Here is a 13,280-nt window from a genome sequence, read left to right as displayed (position 1 = left end):
CGGCGCGGCCGGTGGGAAGGAGAGGGCGATCGCAGCGGCTTGTACCGGCTGGCCTGCGCGGAGTTCCGTGCAGGCCAGCCGGTGTTGTCACCCGGTAACACCCTCGGTAGCGTGCTGTCCATGACGACTGCGGCCGGCAAGCCCGGATCGCGGCGCGACCCCGGTCGCCGCCGCGCGCTGCTGGAGGCCGCCGACCAGGTCATCCAGCGGGAGGGGCCGGAGGCGTCGATGGCCGCGATCGCCGCGGAGGCGGGGATCAGCAAGCCGATCCTCTACCGCCACTTCGGCGACAAGAGCGGGCTGTACCAGGCGCTGGCGGAACGGCACACGCGCAAGCTGATCGAGGGCATCCGGGACGAGTTCTCCCGCGACGACCCGATCCGCGACCGCACCCGCTCCACCATCGACACCTACCTGGCGACGATCTCCAAGAACCTCAACCTCTACCGGTTCCTGATGCACCGGGCCAGCGCCGAGGACACCGCCACGCACAGCGCGATGAGCACGATGATCCGCGACGTGAGCCGGGAGCTGGCCGAGGTGATGATCGCCGAGGCCGAGATGGCCGACCGCACCCGAGGCTACGTGTGGGGCCACGCGATCGTCGGCATGGTGCAGACCGCCGGCGACTGGTGGCTCGACCACGCCGATGAGGTGCCGCGCGAGGCCGTCGTGGACGGCCTCGTCGACCTCGTCCTCGGCGGGCTGCCGGCCGCCGCGTCCGGCGCCCGCGATGCCGGGACGCCCGGCGGCCCGGTCATCCGCTGAGGGGACGGCCGGGCCGCGGGGCCGGCGACGCAGGGCGGGTCAGGTGGTCCCGGTGAGATCCAGTTCCTTGACCCGGGCGTCGCCCTCGTCGGCGAAGTAGTCGCCCGTGCGGGTGGCGTCCGCGCCGTCCGCGAGCCCGGCCGTCCTGCAGACCACCGTGCCGATGACCACGACGGCGACGTTGACGGCGAGCGCGAGCACGCCGGCGTAGATCGTCGTCTGCGTGTCGAAGCCGAGATCGCTCAGCGGGTACGCCGAGCCGCCGAAGTGCTCCTTGCCCTTCGCCGGGTTCGGGATCTGGTACAGCATCCACAGGCCCGCGATCATGCCGCCGGCCCAGCCCGCGATGAGCGCGCCGCGGTGGAACCAGCGCGTCATCAGGCCGAGCCCCACCGACGGGAGCGTCTGCAGGATGATGATTCCGCCGATGAGCTGCAGGTCGATGGAGAACTGCGGGTCCAGCGCCAGGATGCACACCACGGCGCCGGCCTTGACGACCAGCGACACCAGCTTGCTGACCGTGGCCTCCTGCTTCGCCGTGGCGTCCCGCTTCAGGTACTCCTTGTAGATGTTGCGGGTGAACAGGTTCGCCGCCGCGATCGACATGATGGCCGCGGGGACGAGCGCGCCGATGCCGATGGCGGCGAACGCGACACCCGCGAACCAGTCGGGGAACACGTGGTCGAACAGCACCGGGACGGCGGTGTTGGTGTCGGGCTTGCCGTCGGTGCTGATCGGCTTCACGCCGGCCGCGATGGCCATGTAGCCGAGCAGCGCGATCAGGCCGAGCACGAAGCTGTAGGCGGGCAGCGCCGCCATGTTCCGCCTGATCACGGTGCGGTTCCGGCTGGCCAGCACGCCGGTGATGCTGTGCGGGTACAGGAACAGCGCCATCGCCGAGCCGAGCGCGAGCATCGCGTAGTTCAGCTGGCCGCTGCCGGCGATCGTGATGCCGTCGCCCGGCGCCGGCGTCGCCTCGAACTTGGCCTTCGCCGAGTCGAAGATGCCGCCCCAGCCGCCGAGCTTGGACGGGATGTACAGCACCGCGACGATGATGACCAGGTAGATCAGCACGTCCTTGACGAACGCGATCAGCGCCGGCGCCCGCAGCCCGGACTGGTAGGTGTAGGCCGCGAGGACGACGAAGGCGATGACGAGGGGCCAGTGGCCGTTCACGCCCATCGTCTTGAGCACGGCCTCGATGCCGACGAGCTGCAGCGCGATGTAGGGCATCGTGGCGACGATGCCGGTGATCGCGACCAGCAGCGCCAGCGTCGGCGAGCCGAACCTGGCCCGGACGAAGTCGGCCGGGGTCACGAAGCCGTGCACGTGCGACACCGACCAGAGCCTGATCAGGAACAGGAACACCAGCGGGTACACGATGATCGTGTACGGGACGGCGAAGAAGCCCGCCGCGCCCGCGCCGAACACCAGCGCCGGGACGGCCACGAAGGTGTAGGCGGTGTAGAGGTCGCCGCCGATCAGGAACCAGGTGACCCAGCTGCCGAAGCTGCGGCCGCCGAGGCCCCACTCGTCCAGGCTGTGCATGGTGTCGGGGCGCCGCCACCGGGCGGCGACGAAGCCCATCCCGCTGACCAGCAGGAAGAGCAGCGTGAAGATGACGATCTCGGTGAGGTGGTCGCTCGCCACGGCTCAGCTCCGCTTCTTCGTCAGCTGGTGGACGATGACCGTGCAGGCCACGCCGAGCGGGATGAAGGCGAGCTGGATCCAGTAGAAGGCGGGGAAGCCGGCCAGCCGGGGGCCGTCGCTGTTGAACAGGAACGTCAGCAGCGGGATCACGATGGGGACGAGCAGCAGCCAGTTCCAGGCGCTGCGGTCGGAGCGGGTGGCGGGTGGCGGTTCCGTCGACGCCGGTTCCCGCGGAGTGTCGGGAGTCAAAGGGAGTCCTCCTCGTCGTGCGTCGCGCGCACGGCCCGCCCGGATCTCGCGACGGTGCCGTGCCCGGTGGTGCGGCCGGGCGAGAGTACCCGTCCGAAAATCACGACGTGATATCGGTCACAGCACGACTGGGTGGATCGTTCCATCCGGGAAGGGAGAGTCAGGCTCGGTTCGACCGGATGTCAATGAGCGGTCAGAGAGGTCGGCCGGCACCGGCCGATTCGTGCCGGCGCAGACGAGCGCGAGAAGGCCGGCCCCGCGCAGTTCGGACCCGGTGTTCTTCCTGGTCATGAGGCTGCCGCCGGTCCGGTGACGCGGGCGGGCCCCCGAGGTCGCTTCCGTGGTAATCTCGCCGAATGCGAACCGCAACCTACCGGTGGTGGTGGCGCCGCTGAGGCGGCGCCGGTTCGTGCATGCTCAGACCAGGCGACCGCCCTCACCGGCGGTCGCTTTCTCGTGTGCGCCGTCCGGTGGGGGCCCGATAGAGGGGCCACCGCGGTGGAGACCGTCCCACAGCAGCCGCTGACCAGTGAGTTCGTCACGGCCGGAGGCGTACGGGTGACCCGTACCGCCGTCCCGGTCGACTCCGAGCGCAAGTCCGATGTGCTGAACGCCCTCGTCGCCGCCGTGGGGGAGCGGCGCGGCGGCGTGCTCAGCTCCGGCATGGAGTATCCGGGCCGCTACAGCCGCTGGCACATGGCCTACGTCGATCCCTGCCTGGAGATCGTCGCGCGCGGGCGGGCGGTCGCGGTGCGCGCCCTCAACGACCGCGGCCGGGTCGTCCTGCCCGCCGTCGCCGCCGTGCTCCGCGACACCGGCGAGGTCCGCGCCGACGAGGCGGCCCTGTTCGAGGTGTTCGTCCCGCCCGGGGAGGAGTTCTTCCCCGAGGAGGAGCGCAGCCGCCAGCCGACCGTCTTCACCGCCCTGCGCGCCGTCGTCGCCCTGTTCGGCTGCGACGACCCGCACCTCGGCCTGTACGGGGCGTTCGGCTACGACCTGTCGCTGCAGTTCGAGCCGCTGCGCACCCGGCTGGAGCGCCCGGACGACCAGCGCGACCTCGTCCTGCACCTGGCCGACGAGATGGTCGTCGTGGACCGCAAGCGCGAGACCTCGCACCGGATCTCCTACGACTTCGAGGTCGGCGGGCCGAGCGGGGCTCGTCCTCTGGCCGGTGGCGGGCGGGGACTGGAGGACGGTGCGAGGAGCACCGCCGGGCTGCCGCGCGCCACCGAGCCGACGCCGGCGCCGGCGCGGGCGGCCGAACTCCCGGCGCAGCCCGTCCCCGGCGTGTACGCGCGGATGGTGCGGGAGGCCAAGGAGAAGTTCGTCCGCGGCGACCTGTTCGAGGTCACGCCGGGCCACGCGATGTACGGGCGCTGCGACTCGCCCGCCGCGTTCTTCGAGCGGCTCCGGGAGACCAACCCGGCCCCGTACGAGTTCATGTTCAACCTGGGCGACGGCGAGTACCTGGTCGGCGCGTCGCCGGAGATGTTCGTCCGGGTCTCCGGCGACCGCGTCGAGACGTGCCCGATCGCCGGGACGATCAAGCGCGGCGCCGACGCGCTGCAGGACGCCGAGCAGATCCGCACGATCCTTTCGTCCGCCAAGGACGAGTCCGAGCTGACGATGTGCACGGACGTCGACCGCAACGACAAGTCGCGGATCTGCGTGCCCGGCAGCGTGCGCGTCCTCGGCCGCCGGCAGATCGAGATGTACTCCCGGCTGATCCACACCGTCGACCACATCGAGGGCCGGCTGCGGCCGGGCTTCGACGCGCTCGACGCGTTCCTCACCCACATGTGGGCGGTCACCGTCACCGGCGCGCCGAAGACGTGGGCGATGCAGTTCATCGAGGACCACGAGGACTCGCCGCGCCGCTGGTACGGCGGCGCCGTCGGCTGCGTCGGGTTCGACGGGTCGATGAACACCGGCCTGACGCTGCGGACGGCGCAGATCCGCGACGGCGTCGCGACCGTCCGGGCCGGGGCGACGCTGCTCTACGACTCCGATCCGGCCGAGGAGGAGCGCGAGACGCACCTCAAGGCCAGCGCGCTGCTGGGCGCGCTCGCCGCGTCCGAGCAGGGCGCCGGGGCGGCCGCGTCCGAGGAGGCGCCGCTTCCCCCGCTGCCGGGGGACGGCCTGAAGGTGCTGCTCGTCGACCACGAGGACTCGTTCGTCAACACGCTCGCCGACTACTTCCGCCAGAACGGCGCCGGCGTGGTCACGCTGCGGCACGGCTTCCCGGTGCGGATGCTGGACGAGCATGCCCCCGACCTGGTGGTGCTGTCGCCCGGCCCCGGGCGTCCGGAGGACTTCGCCACCCGCGGGCTGCTGGACGCCCTCGCCGAGCGCGACCTGCCCGTCTTCGGCGTCTGCCTCGGCCTCCAGGCGATGGTGGAGCACGCGGGCGGCGAGCTGGCGCTGCTGCCCGAGCCGTCCCACGGCAAGCCCGGCCAGGTCAAGGTGACCGGCGGCGGGCTGTTCGAGGGGCTTCCGGACGAGTTCACCGCCGCCCGCTACCACTCGCTGCACGCGACGCCGGACCGGGTGAAGGGGTACCAGGTGACGGCCCTGACCGGGGACGTGGTGATGGCGATCGAGGATCCGGAGCGGCGGCGCTGGGCCGTGCAGTTCCACCCGGAGTCGATCCTCACCGCGGCGGGCGGCGCCGGGCACCGGATCGTCGCCAACGTGCTCCGGCTGAGCCGTTCGCGCGGTTGAACCGTTCCAGAAGCCGAGTCCTCCTAGTTCCCGAGCACGAGGGACGGGCGCGCGGAACCGGCCCTGAGACCGATGCGGCGGCCGGGGACGCGGCGGAGGATGTGGACACGGCCCCACGGCGCCGTACGCCCGCGGCGCGGTGACCGCCGTTATCCCGGACGGGGGAGGGGCCGTCCCCCTTCCCCGTCCATAACGAATAATTCGGTCATCCGATACGGAGTTGCGGTTTCTTGGCGTCCTCCTGGGGGACGCCGGGGGTCATGATGACTATCCTCTGGCTCATCGCCGTGATCCTGGTGATCGCCGGTATCTACGTGATCCTCGCCCGTCGCGATCTCCTCTGGGGCATCGTCCTGATCGTCGTCGGCCTGCTCGTCGGCCCCGGCGGCGTGAGCATCTTCACTTGACCCGTCCGACCGCGCGGCCGGGGACGTGAAACCTGACGTGAACTGTCAGGTTTCGGTGCCACCATCGTCCCCATGAGCCGTGCACTGACAGGAAAGACAGCACTGGTCGCCGGTGGCGCACGCGGCGCCGGCCGCGGCATCGCCGCCGAGCTCGGCGCCGCAGGGGCGACCGTGTACGTGACGGGACGGTCCACCCGGTCGCAGCGATCGGAGATGGACCGTCCCGAGACCATCCAGGACACCGCGGACCTGGTGACGGCCGCGGGCGGCGAGGGCATCGCCGTCCAGGTCGACCACCTCGACCCCGGCCAGGTCGCCGCGCTCGTCCGCCGCATCGACGGCGAGCGCGGCCGGCTGGACGTCCTCGTCAACGACATCTGGGGATCGGACCGCCTCTTCGAGTTCGGGAAGCGCCTGTGGGAGCAGTCGCTCGAGGACGGGCTGCGCATGTTCCGGCTGGCGCTCGACACCCACGCCATCACCAGCCACCACGCCCTGCCGCTGCTGATCCGCGAGCCGGGCGGGCTCGTCGTCGAGATGACCGACGGGACCGCCGAGTACAACGCGAAGTACCGCGGTGAGTGCGGCTACTTCTACGACATCGTGAAGACCGCCGTGATCCGGATGGCGCTCGCCCAGTCCGAGGAGATCGCGCCCTTCGGGGGCACCGCCGTCGCGCTGACGCCGGGATGGCTGCGCTCGGAGGCGATGCTCGAACACTTCGGCGTCACCGAGGCCACCTGGCGGGAGGGGGCCGCGAAGGACCCGCACTTCGCCATGGCCGAGTCGCCCGCCTTCACCGGCCGCGCCGTCGCGGCGCTCGCCGCCGACCCCGAGCGGGCCCGCTGGAACGGGCAGGCCCTCTCCAGCGGCGGGCTGGCCCAGGTCTACGGCTTCACCGACACCGACGGCAGCCGCCCCGACATGTGGCGCTACCTCGACGAGGTGGTGCACGCGGGCCGCCCGGCCGACGTCACCGGCTACCGGTAGCCGGACCGGGGGCGGCGGGCGGGCCGTACAGCTCGGCCAGGCGGGCGGCGTTCTCCGCCATCCGCGCCCGCAGCTCCGGCGGCGCGAGGACCTCGGCCTCCGCGCCGAGCCGCATCAGCTCCGACGCCGCGACGGCCATCGACTCGACCGGCAGCGTGGTCACCACGCGGCCGCCCTCGTCGGGATCTCCCGCGTCCTGCTCCGCGCGGCGGGCCGCGTGCGGCTCGACCGCGTACCGCAGCATCCGCACCCCGGCGGGGGAGAGCCGCACGGTGACCTCCTCGCGCAGCATCGAGCGCACGAACGCCGCCGCCTCCTCGCGCCAGTGCGCGGCGAGATCGAACCCCTCGTCCCGGTCGAAGACGGCCCCGGTCGCGCCGACCTCTCCGACGCGGTCGACGCGATAGGTGCGGAAGCCGCCGCCGACGCGCGCGACCAGGTACCAGGTGCCGTTCTTCAGGACGAGCGCGTACGGCTCGGCCGTCCGGGCCACCTCGGTGTCCCCGCGGCGGTAGCGCAGCTCGACGGTCTCGTCCTGCCAGACCGCGCGGGCGAGGTCGCGCAGCAGCGGCGGCGGCCCGCTCCGGCCGAACCAGCCCGGCGCGTCCAGCAGGAACCGCTGGCTCGCCCGAGCGGGCGCGTCCCGCAGCGCGGCGGGCAGCGCCGCGAGGAGCTTCAGCTCGGCGGCGGCCAGGGCGCCGGCGCGTCCCATGTCACCGGCCGGACCGGGCAGGCCGGACAGGAACAGCGCCTCGGCCTCCTCGCGGGTGAGCCCGGTCAACCGCGTCCGGTACCCCCCGACGAGCCGGTACCCGCCGCCGCGTCCCTGGTCGGCGTAGACCGGGACGCCGGCCGCCGACAGCGCCTCCATGTCCCGGTACACGGTGCGCTCGGAGACCTCCAGCTCGCGGGCCAGCTCGCCCGCCGTCATCGTCTCCCGCGCCTGCAGGAGCAGCACCATGGAGATCAGCCGGGCCGCACGCACGGACACCATCCTGCCGCAGCTTTCCCGATGCCTCCGCGGCGGGCCCCCGTCCCCGCCCGCCTTCCGAGCCCGGCCCAGGGGACCCGTGTCGCGCCGCCGGCGTCGAGTCGCGCGGCCTGCGGGCGGCCTCGGCGGCGGCTGTCGGCGGCCGCCACTAAGGTTGCGGGGGCGGGTCAGGCGAGATGAAGGGGGAGGCCGATGGCGGACGAACAGGCCATGGAGATCGAGTTCCGCAGCGACGTGGTGGTGGAGCTGATCAAATCCGCCGCGTCGGACGCCGACGTGCTCTGGGCGGCGCGCGTGTCGACCAAGGGGGAGAACTCGCTGGCGGAGGTGGAGGCCGACCCGGAACGCTCCAAGGGCCTCATCAACTTCCTGATGCGGGACAGGCACGGCACCCCGTTCGAGCACTCCTCGATGACCTTCTACGTCAAGGCGCCGATCTTCGTGTTCCGCGAGCAGATGCGGCACCGGACGTTCTCCTTCAACGAGGAGAGCGGCCGCTACCGCAGGCTGGAACCGGTCTTCTACGTGCCCGGACCGGACCGGAAACTGGTCCAGGAGGGCAAGCCGGGCAAGTACGTGTTCGTCGACGGAACCCCCGAGCAGCACAAGACCGTCACTGAGGTCACGAAGGAGAGCTACCGGCAGGCTTACCGCGCCTACACGGAGATGCTGGACGCGGGCGTCGCGCGCGAGGTGGCGAGGAGCGTCCTTCCGGTCGGGCTCTACTCCTCGATGTACGTGACCTGCAACGCGCGCGCCTTGATGAACTTCCTCTCCCTGCGCGTCAAGCGGGAGGACGCCACCTTCCCCTCGTTCCCGCAGCGCGAGATCGAGATGGTCGCCGAGTTGATGGAGGAGGAGTGGGCGAAGCTCATGCCGCTGACCCACGCCGCCTTCGAGGCCAACGGCCGCGTCTGCCCGTAGGGGCGGTACGCACGCGACCTTCGGCCGCGCCGGCGGGCGGGCCCGCGGCTCCGGCTTGGGTCTAGGCGTACGGTGTATGCCTGCGGAATCATCGGGCGTTATGTCTGACATTGTGATTCCGGTGGGCGCGCGAGAGCTGCCCGGGTACCTCGCCGCCCCCGAGGGCGAGGGGCCCTGGCCGGGCGTCGTCATCGTCTTCGAGGCGATGGGCGCGAACGCGGACATGCGCGCCCAGGCCGACCGGTTCGCCGCGCGGGGATACCTCGCCGTCCTGCCGGACCTTTACGACGGGGCGCCCTGGGTGCGGTGCGTCACCAAGGCGATGCGCGACATGCGCGCCCAGCGCGGCCCCACCTACGACCACATCGAGGCGGCCCGCGCCTGGCTCGCGGGACGCGACGACTGCTCCGGCGACGTGGGCGTGTGCGGCTTCTGCATGGGCGGCGGGTTCGCGCTGGTCGCGGCGGCCAAGTACGACTTCAAGGCCGCCGCCGCCAACTACGGCATCCTGCCGCGCCGCCCGGCGGAGTCGCTGCGCGGCGCGTGCCCGATCGTCGGCAGCTACGGCGGCGCCGATCACACGCTCCGCGGCGCCGCGGCCAAGCTGGAACGGGCCCTCACGACCGCCGGCGTCCCCCACGACGTGAAGGAGTACCCGGCGACCGGTCACAGCTTCCTCACGGAGTTCACCCCGCCGCCCCCGCTCGGCCCGGTCGCCAAGATCGTCTTCGGCCTCGGCCGGGGCCGGGAGAACTCCGCCGACGCCTGGGACCGCCTCTTCGCCTTCTTCGGCGAATACCTCTCCAAAAAATCTACAACGTAAAGGCAGTCGCCTGCGGCCGATCAGGAGCGCAGGACGGCCTGGGTCTGGGTCACCTGGGCGACCCGGCGGCCGGCGGCGTCGTAGAGGTCGGTCTGGACGACGATGGACGTGCGGCCGGTGTGCAGCGGGTGCGCGACTCCCTTGACGCATCCGTCCCTGACCCCGCGGAAGAAGTTGGTCTTCGACTCCAGCGTCGTCGTGGACGTGTCCGGCGGAAGGTTGAGGAAGGCGCAGGCGGCGCCGAGGGTGTCGGCGAGCGCCATGACGGCGCCGCCGTGCAGGAGGCCGCCGGCGGTGCAGCGGTCCGGGGCCCAGCCCAGCCGGCCGGTCACCTCGTCCGGCGCGGCGGTGTCGATCCGCACGCCGAGCGCGCGGGCGAACGGCATGGCGTCGGTCAGCTGGTCGGGGGTGAGCCCGGTGGTCATGGAGCCTCCTCGGCGAACGTCTCGGGCCCACCCTGGCGGCCGGGCCCTCACGGCGTCCATTACCCCGGACGTAATCGCCGGAGTGATCGCGGAGCCGGTAGCGTCCAGCACGTGACCACGGCGTTGAGTGATGTGCGACCCATCGGGGACGAGCTGCGGGCCTGGCGGCAGCGGCGGCGGCTGAGCCAGCTGGAGCTGGCGTCGGAGGCGGACGTGTCGACCCGGCATCTGAGCTTCGTGGAGACGGGGCGGTCGGCGCCGAGCCGGGAGATGGTGCTGCGGCTCGCCGAGCACCTGGAGGTGCCGCTGCGCGACCGCAACCTGCTGCTGGTGTCGGCCGGGTACGCGCCGGTGTTCGACGAGACGTCGATCGAGGAGCCGAAGATGGACGCGGTCCGGGCGGCGCTGAAGCAGGTGCTGGCCGGGCACGAGCCGTACCCCGCCGTGGTCGTCGACCGGTTCTGGAACCTCATCGACGCCAACGGCGCCGCCGCGTTCTTCATGGAGGGCGCGCCGCCGGAGCTGCTGGAGCCGCCGCTGAACGTGCTGCGGCTCAGCATGCATCCCGACGGGATGGCGAAGAACATCCTGAACCTGGCCGAGTGGTGCGCCCACATGGTCGACCGGTTGCGGCGGCATGTGGCGCTGACGGCGGACGCGTCGCTCACCCAGCTCTACCAGGAGATGCGGAGCTACGCCCGGGACGTCGGCGAGGCGAGCGCCCCGCCCTCCGGGCACGACGTCTTCATCCCGCTGCGGATGCGGGTGGACGGCCGGGAGCTCTCGTTCTTCAGCACGATCGCGACGTTCGGCACGCCGGTCGACATCACGGTCGCGGAGCTCGCGATCGAGTCGTTCTATCCGGCGGACGCGACGACGACGGCGTTCCTGCGGGAGCGGGCCGGCTGGTGACCGGGTCGTCGGCCGTGAGCAGGTCGTGGTGGACGCGCTGCAGCGGCACGCCGAGCCGCTGCAGCGCGGTGACCGTTCCCCGGACCAGCGGGGCGGGCCCGGCGACGTAGGCGGCGAGGCCGCCGGCGTCGTCCAGGAGGCCGGGCAGGACGTCGGGCACGCGACCGCTCAGCGCGCCGGCCCCCGGTGATCGGGACAGGACGGGGAGAACCCGCAGCCGCGGGCAGGCCGCCTCCAGCAGCCGCAGGTCGGGCAGGTCGTAGAGGCCGTCCGGGGTGCGGGCCGCGACCAGGAGGCGGACGGCGCGGCCGGACCCGGCGGCCTCCTCGGCCAGGGCCTTCATGGGGGCGAGCCCGGTGCCGCCGCCGACCAGGAGCAGCTCGCGGTCCGCGTCCGGGTCGAGGGTCATCGCGCCCTCCGCCGGGCCGAGCAGCACGCTGTCGCCGGGGGAGGTGCAGCGGACCAGCGCCCCGCTCACCCAGCCGCCGGGACGGGCCCGGACGTGCAGCCGCAGCGTCCCGTCCGGCCGGGGCGCGTTCGCGATCGAGTAGCGGCGCCACACCCGGGGCCAGCGGGCGGTCTGCACGCCGACGTGCTGCCCGGGGGCGAAGGGGAGCGGCCGCTCGGGGCGCAGGGTGACCACCGCGAGGTCGGGGGCGCGGCGGTCGTGCCCGGTGACCTCGGCGGCCCACCACGGCGGGGCCTGCGCGGCGTCCCGCTCGGCGGCGCCGATCATGGTGTCGGCGGCGTGCCGGTAGGCGGCGGCCCAGGCGTCCTCGGCCTCGTCCGTCCACACGTCGGCGGCGAAGACGCGCAGCGTGGCGGTGAGCGCGGCGCCGACGGCGGCGTAGTGCTCGCGCAGCACGCCGTACCTGCGGTGGCCGCGGCCGAGCCCGCCGAGGTGGTCGGCGAGTTCGCCGGGGTCGTCCTGGCTCCACACGATCCGCAGGAGCGCGTGGAAGAACCGGTCGCGCTGGTGGCCCATCGCGGGCGGGAAGAGGGCGCGCAGCTGCGGCTCGGCCGCGAAGAGGCGGCCGTAGAAAAAGCTCGTGGCACGCGCCGGGTCGGCTTCGAGCCGGGCGAAGCACAGCTTGACGGTACGGGGTTCCGGTGGCATGTCCGAGCTCGCTTCCGGCCCACTCCCCTGGGCCTTCCGGGGCCCGGCACCGGCGGTCGCGGCGGACCGGCGCCCGGCTTTATGAGATTCTCTCGCCGGATCCGGCGGCTCCTCAAGCGGGCCTCCGCGGGCGGGCTGCGATCGATGCGCTGCGTGACCGGACGGGGATTCCGCGTTACCGGACGACCCCCGGAAAGGGCACGCATACTGATCGGTATCGATGGGCGGGCGAACGGCGGCTGAAGAGCGGGTCGGGCATGGGGGAGGAAAGCACTCCCCGGTGGAAGATTCCGGATTTCTTCGCCGCGGCCCGGCCCCGGTCCGCCCGCACCCGGTCGTCGTAGTGGGTCGTCGCGGCGGGTCGTCGCGGTGGCGATCTGGCCGCTTCGGCCTGCGCGGACCCGCCACGTGGGGCAAGCTGGCCGGGAGAAAGGCCGAGGGCGGGGCGGCTCAGGGGGTGGGCGGGGCGCCATGAGGCGCGGCCGAACCGGCAGATCGTCCATAGAGGGTGCCGTCCTGTGGCCAGTGCTCAGCAGAGGGGGAGACAGGCAAATGTCCGAGGCCGTCCGCGGGGCTCCCGGCCCCGCCGCCGAGGCCGGCGCGCCGCCGCTCATCGGCATCACCACCTACCAGGAGCCGGCCCGCTGGGGGGTGTGGGTGCGCGAGGCCGCGCTCCTGCCCGCGCCCTACGCGCGCTCGGTCGAGCGGGCCGGCGGAACCCCGGTGCTGCTGCCCCCGACGGCGAGCCTGCGCGGGGTGGACGCCCTGGTCGCGCGGCTCGACGGCATCGTGCTGGCCGGCGGCGGCGACGTCGACCCCAGCCTGTACGGCGCGTCCCGGCACCGGCAGACCGGGCCGCCGCAGCCCCAGCGCGACCGGTTCGAGCTGGCGCTCGTCCGCGCGATCGTGGCCGCGGACCTGCCGTTCCTGGCGATCTGCCGGGGCATGCAGGTGCTGAACGTCGCCCGCGGCGGCGCCCTCATCCAGCACCTGCCGGAGGCCGTCGGGCACGAGGACCACGCCCCGGAGACCGGCATCGTCGGCTCGCACCCGGTGCAGATCAGCGCGACCAGCCTGGTCGGCAAGATCCTGGGCGACGCGGCCGACGTCCCCACCTACCACCATCAGGCGGTCGGACGGCTCGGCAAGGGCCTGACGGCCGTGGCCTGGGCGCGGGACCAGGTCGTGGAGGCCGTCGAGCTGCAGGGCCACCGCTTCGGCCTCGCCGTGCAGTGGCACCCCGAGGAGGGCGACGACAAGCGCCTGTTCGAGGCGCTCGTCGCGGAGGCCGCCGGCCGCTGAC

General features: G+C 72.9%; 13 protein-coding genes. 8 read left to right on the top strand and 5 right to left on the bottom strand.

Translation table 11 applies throughout. From position 1 onward, the window contains the following. The first annotated feature begins 120 nt into the window (after window positions 1-120). Complete coding sequence (locus SM418_RS29340) at window positions 121-768, top strand: TetR family transcriptional regulator (protein WP_371944297.1); 648 nt, start codon at window positions 121-123, stop codon at window positions 766-768. Window positions 769-807: 39 nt separating this feature from the next. Here SM418_RS29340 and mctP read toward each other — a convergent pair whose 3' ends face one another. Both mctP and SM418_RS29330 read right to left on the bottom strand, forming a co-directional pair. Continuing rightward, a complete protein-coding gene (gene mctP, locus SM418_RS29335) occupies window positions 808-2,418 on the bottom strand; it encodes a monocarboxylate uptake permease MctP (protein WP_371944298.1) in 1,611 nt (536 codons plus the stop codon). Between the two features lie 3 nt (window positions 2,419-2,421). After that, window positions 2,422-2,667, bottom strand: coding sequence for a DUF3311 domain-containing protein (locus SM418_RS29330; protein ID WP_371944299.1), 246 nt, complete (start codon window positions 2,665-2,667; stop codon window positions 2,422-2,424). A gap of 498 nt (window positions 2,668-3,165) precedes the next feature. Between SM418_RS29330 and SM418_RS29325 the strand changes: the two genes are divergently transcribed. The 3 genes from SM418_RS29325 to SM418_RS29315 all read left to right on the top strand — a co-directional run bounded on the left by SM418_RS29325 (window position 3,166) and on the right by SM418_RS29315 (window position 6,785). Further along, window positions 3,166-5,388, top strand: a complete 2,223-nt coding sequence (locus SM418_RS29325; protein WP_371944300.1) for an anthranilate synthase component I — start codon at window positions 3,166-3,168, stop codon at window positions 5,386-5,388. A gap of 260 nt (window positions 5,389-5,648) precedes the next feature. Then, the gene (locus tag SM418_RS29320; RefSeq protein WP_165959128.1) at window positions 5,649-5,795 is read left to right on the top strand and encodes a GPGG-motif small membrane protein; all 147 of its coding nucleotides are present in this window, start codon (window positions 5,649-5,651) and stop codon (window positions 5,793-5,795) included. 72 nt (window positions 5,796-5,867) lie between these two features. Then, window positions 5,868-6,785: an SDR family oxidoreductase gene (locus tag SM418_RS29315; RefSeq protein WP_371944301.1), complete on the top strand. Its 918-nt coding sequence runs from the start codon at window positions 5,868-5,870 to the stop codon at window positions 6,783-6,785. Here the strand turns inward: SM418_RS29315 and SM418_RS29310 are convergent. Beyond that, window positions 6,769-7,770, bottom strand: a complete 1,002-nt coding sequence (locus tag SM418_RS29310; protein ID WP_371944347.1) for a helix-turn-helix transcriptional regulator — start codon at window positions 7,768-7,770, stop codon at window positions 6,769-6,771. The two genes, SM418_RS29315 and SM418_RS29310, sit on opposite strands and share 17 nt — an antisense overlap. A 198-nt stretch (window positions 7,771-7,968) precedes the next feature. On the opposite strand from SM418_RS29310, the gene thyX reads away from it, so the two are divergent. Together thyX and SM418_RS29300 are read left to right on the top strand one after the other, a co-directional pair. After that, window positions 7,969-8,700 carry an FAD-dependent thymidylate synthase gene (gene thyX, locus SM418_RS29305; RefSeq protein ID WP_371944302.1) on the top strand — a complete coding sequence of 244 codons (732 nt, stop codon included), beginning with the start codon at window positions 7,969-7,971 and terminating at the stop codon, window positions 8,698-8,700. A 121-nt stretch (window positions 8,701-8,821) separates the two neighbouring features. Beyond that, window positions 8,822-9,523 (top strand): dienelactone hydrolase family protein, encoded by a 702-nt coding sequence (locus SM418_RS29300; protein WP_371944303.1) that lies wholly within the window; start codon window positions 8,822-8,824, stop codon window positions 9,521-9,523. A 20-nt stretch (window positions 9,524-9,543) separates the two neighbouring features. On the opposite strand, the gene SM418_RS29295 is transcribed toward SM418_RS29300, so the two are convergent. Then, the gene (locus tag SM418_RS29295; protein ID WP_371944304.1) at window positions 9,544-9,948 is read right to left on the bottom strand and encodes a PaaI family thioesterase; all 405 of its coding nucleotides are present in this window, start codon (window positions 9,946-9,948) and stop codon (window positions 9,544-9,546) included. Window positions 9,949-10,059: 111 nt separating this feature from the next. On the opposite strand from SM418_RS29295, the gene SM418_RS29290 reads away from it, so the two are divergent. After that, on the top strand, window positions 10,060-10,860 hold the full coding sequence (locus SM418_RS29290) for a helix-turn-helix domain-containing protein (protein ID WP_371944305.1): 801 nt from the start codon (window positions 10,060-10,062) through the stop codon (window positions 10,858-10,860). Here the strand turns inward: SM418_RS29290 and SM418_RS29285 are convergent. Next, complete coding sequence (locus SM418_RS29285; RefSeq protein ID WP_371944306.1) at window positions 10,775-11,977, bottom strand: globin domain-containing protein; 1,203 nt, start codon at window positions 11,975-11,977, stop codon at window positions 10,775-10,777. The genes SM418_RS29290 and SM418_RS29285 overlap by 86 nt on opposite strands. A 552-nt stretch (window positions 11,978-12,529) precedes the next feature. Here SM418_RS29285 and SM418_RS29280 point away from each other — a divergent pair. Next, entirely contained in the window at window positions 12,530-13,279 is a 750-nt protein-coding gene (locus SM418_RS29280) for a gamma-glutamyl-gamma-aminobutyrate hydrolase family protein (RefSeq protein WP_371944307.1), read from the top strand. Window position 13,280: the final 1 nt, after the last annotated feature.

The organism is Actinomadura chokoriensis, from assembly GCF_041463665.1.
Lineage (GTDB): Bacteria > Actinomycetota > Actinomycetes > Streptosporangiales > Streptosporangiaceae > Spirillospora > Spirillospora chokoriensis_A.
This window is presented reverse-complemented; position numbering and strand designations above follow the sequence as displayed.

Bases quoted from the DNA above. Each gene is read 5' to 3' on its own strand.
- SM418_RS29315 (WP_371944301.1), top strand. From the start codon at position 5,868: ATGAGCCGTGCACTGACAGGAAAGACAGCACTGGTCGCCGGTGGCGCA.
- SM418_RS29280 (WP_371944307.1), top strand. From the start codon at position 12,530: ATGTCCGAGGCCGTCCGCGGGGCTCCCGGCCCCGCCGCCGAGGCCGGC.
- SM418_RS29295 (WP_371944304.1), bottom strand. From the start codon at position 9,948: ATGACCACCGGGCTCACCCCCGACCAGCTGACCGACGCCATGCCGTTC.
- thyX (WP_371944302.1), top strand. From the start codon at position 7,969: ATGGCGGACGAACAGGCCATGGAGATCGAGTTCCGCAGCGACGTGGTG.
- SM418_RS29320 (WP_165959128.1), top strand. From the start codon at position 5,649: ATGATGACTATCCTCTGGCTCATCGCCGTGATCCTGGTGATCGCCGGT.
- SM418_RS29285 (WP_371944306.1), bottom strand. From the start codon at position 11,977: ATGCCACCGGAACCCCGTACCGTCAAGCTGTGCTTCGCCCGGCTCGAA.
- SM418_RS29340 (WP_371944297.1), top strand. From the start codon at position 121: ATGACGACTGCGGCCGGCAAGCCCGGATCGCGGCGCGACCCCGGTCGC.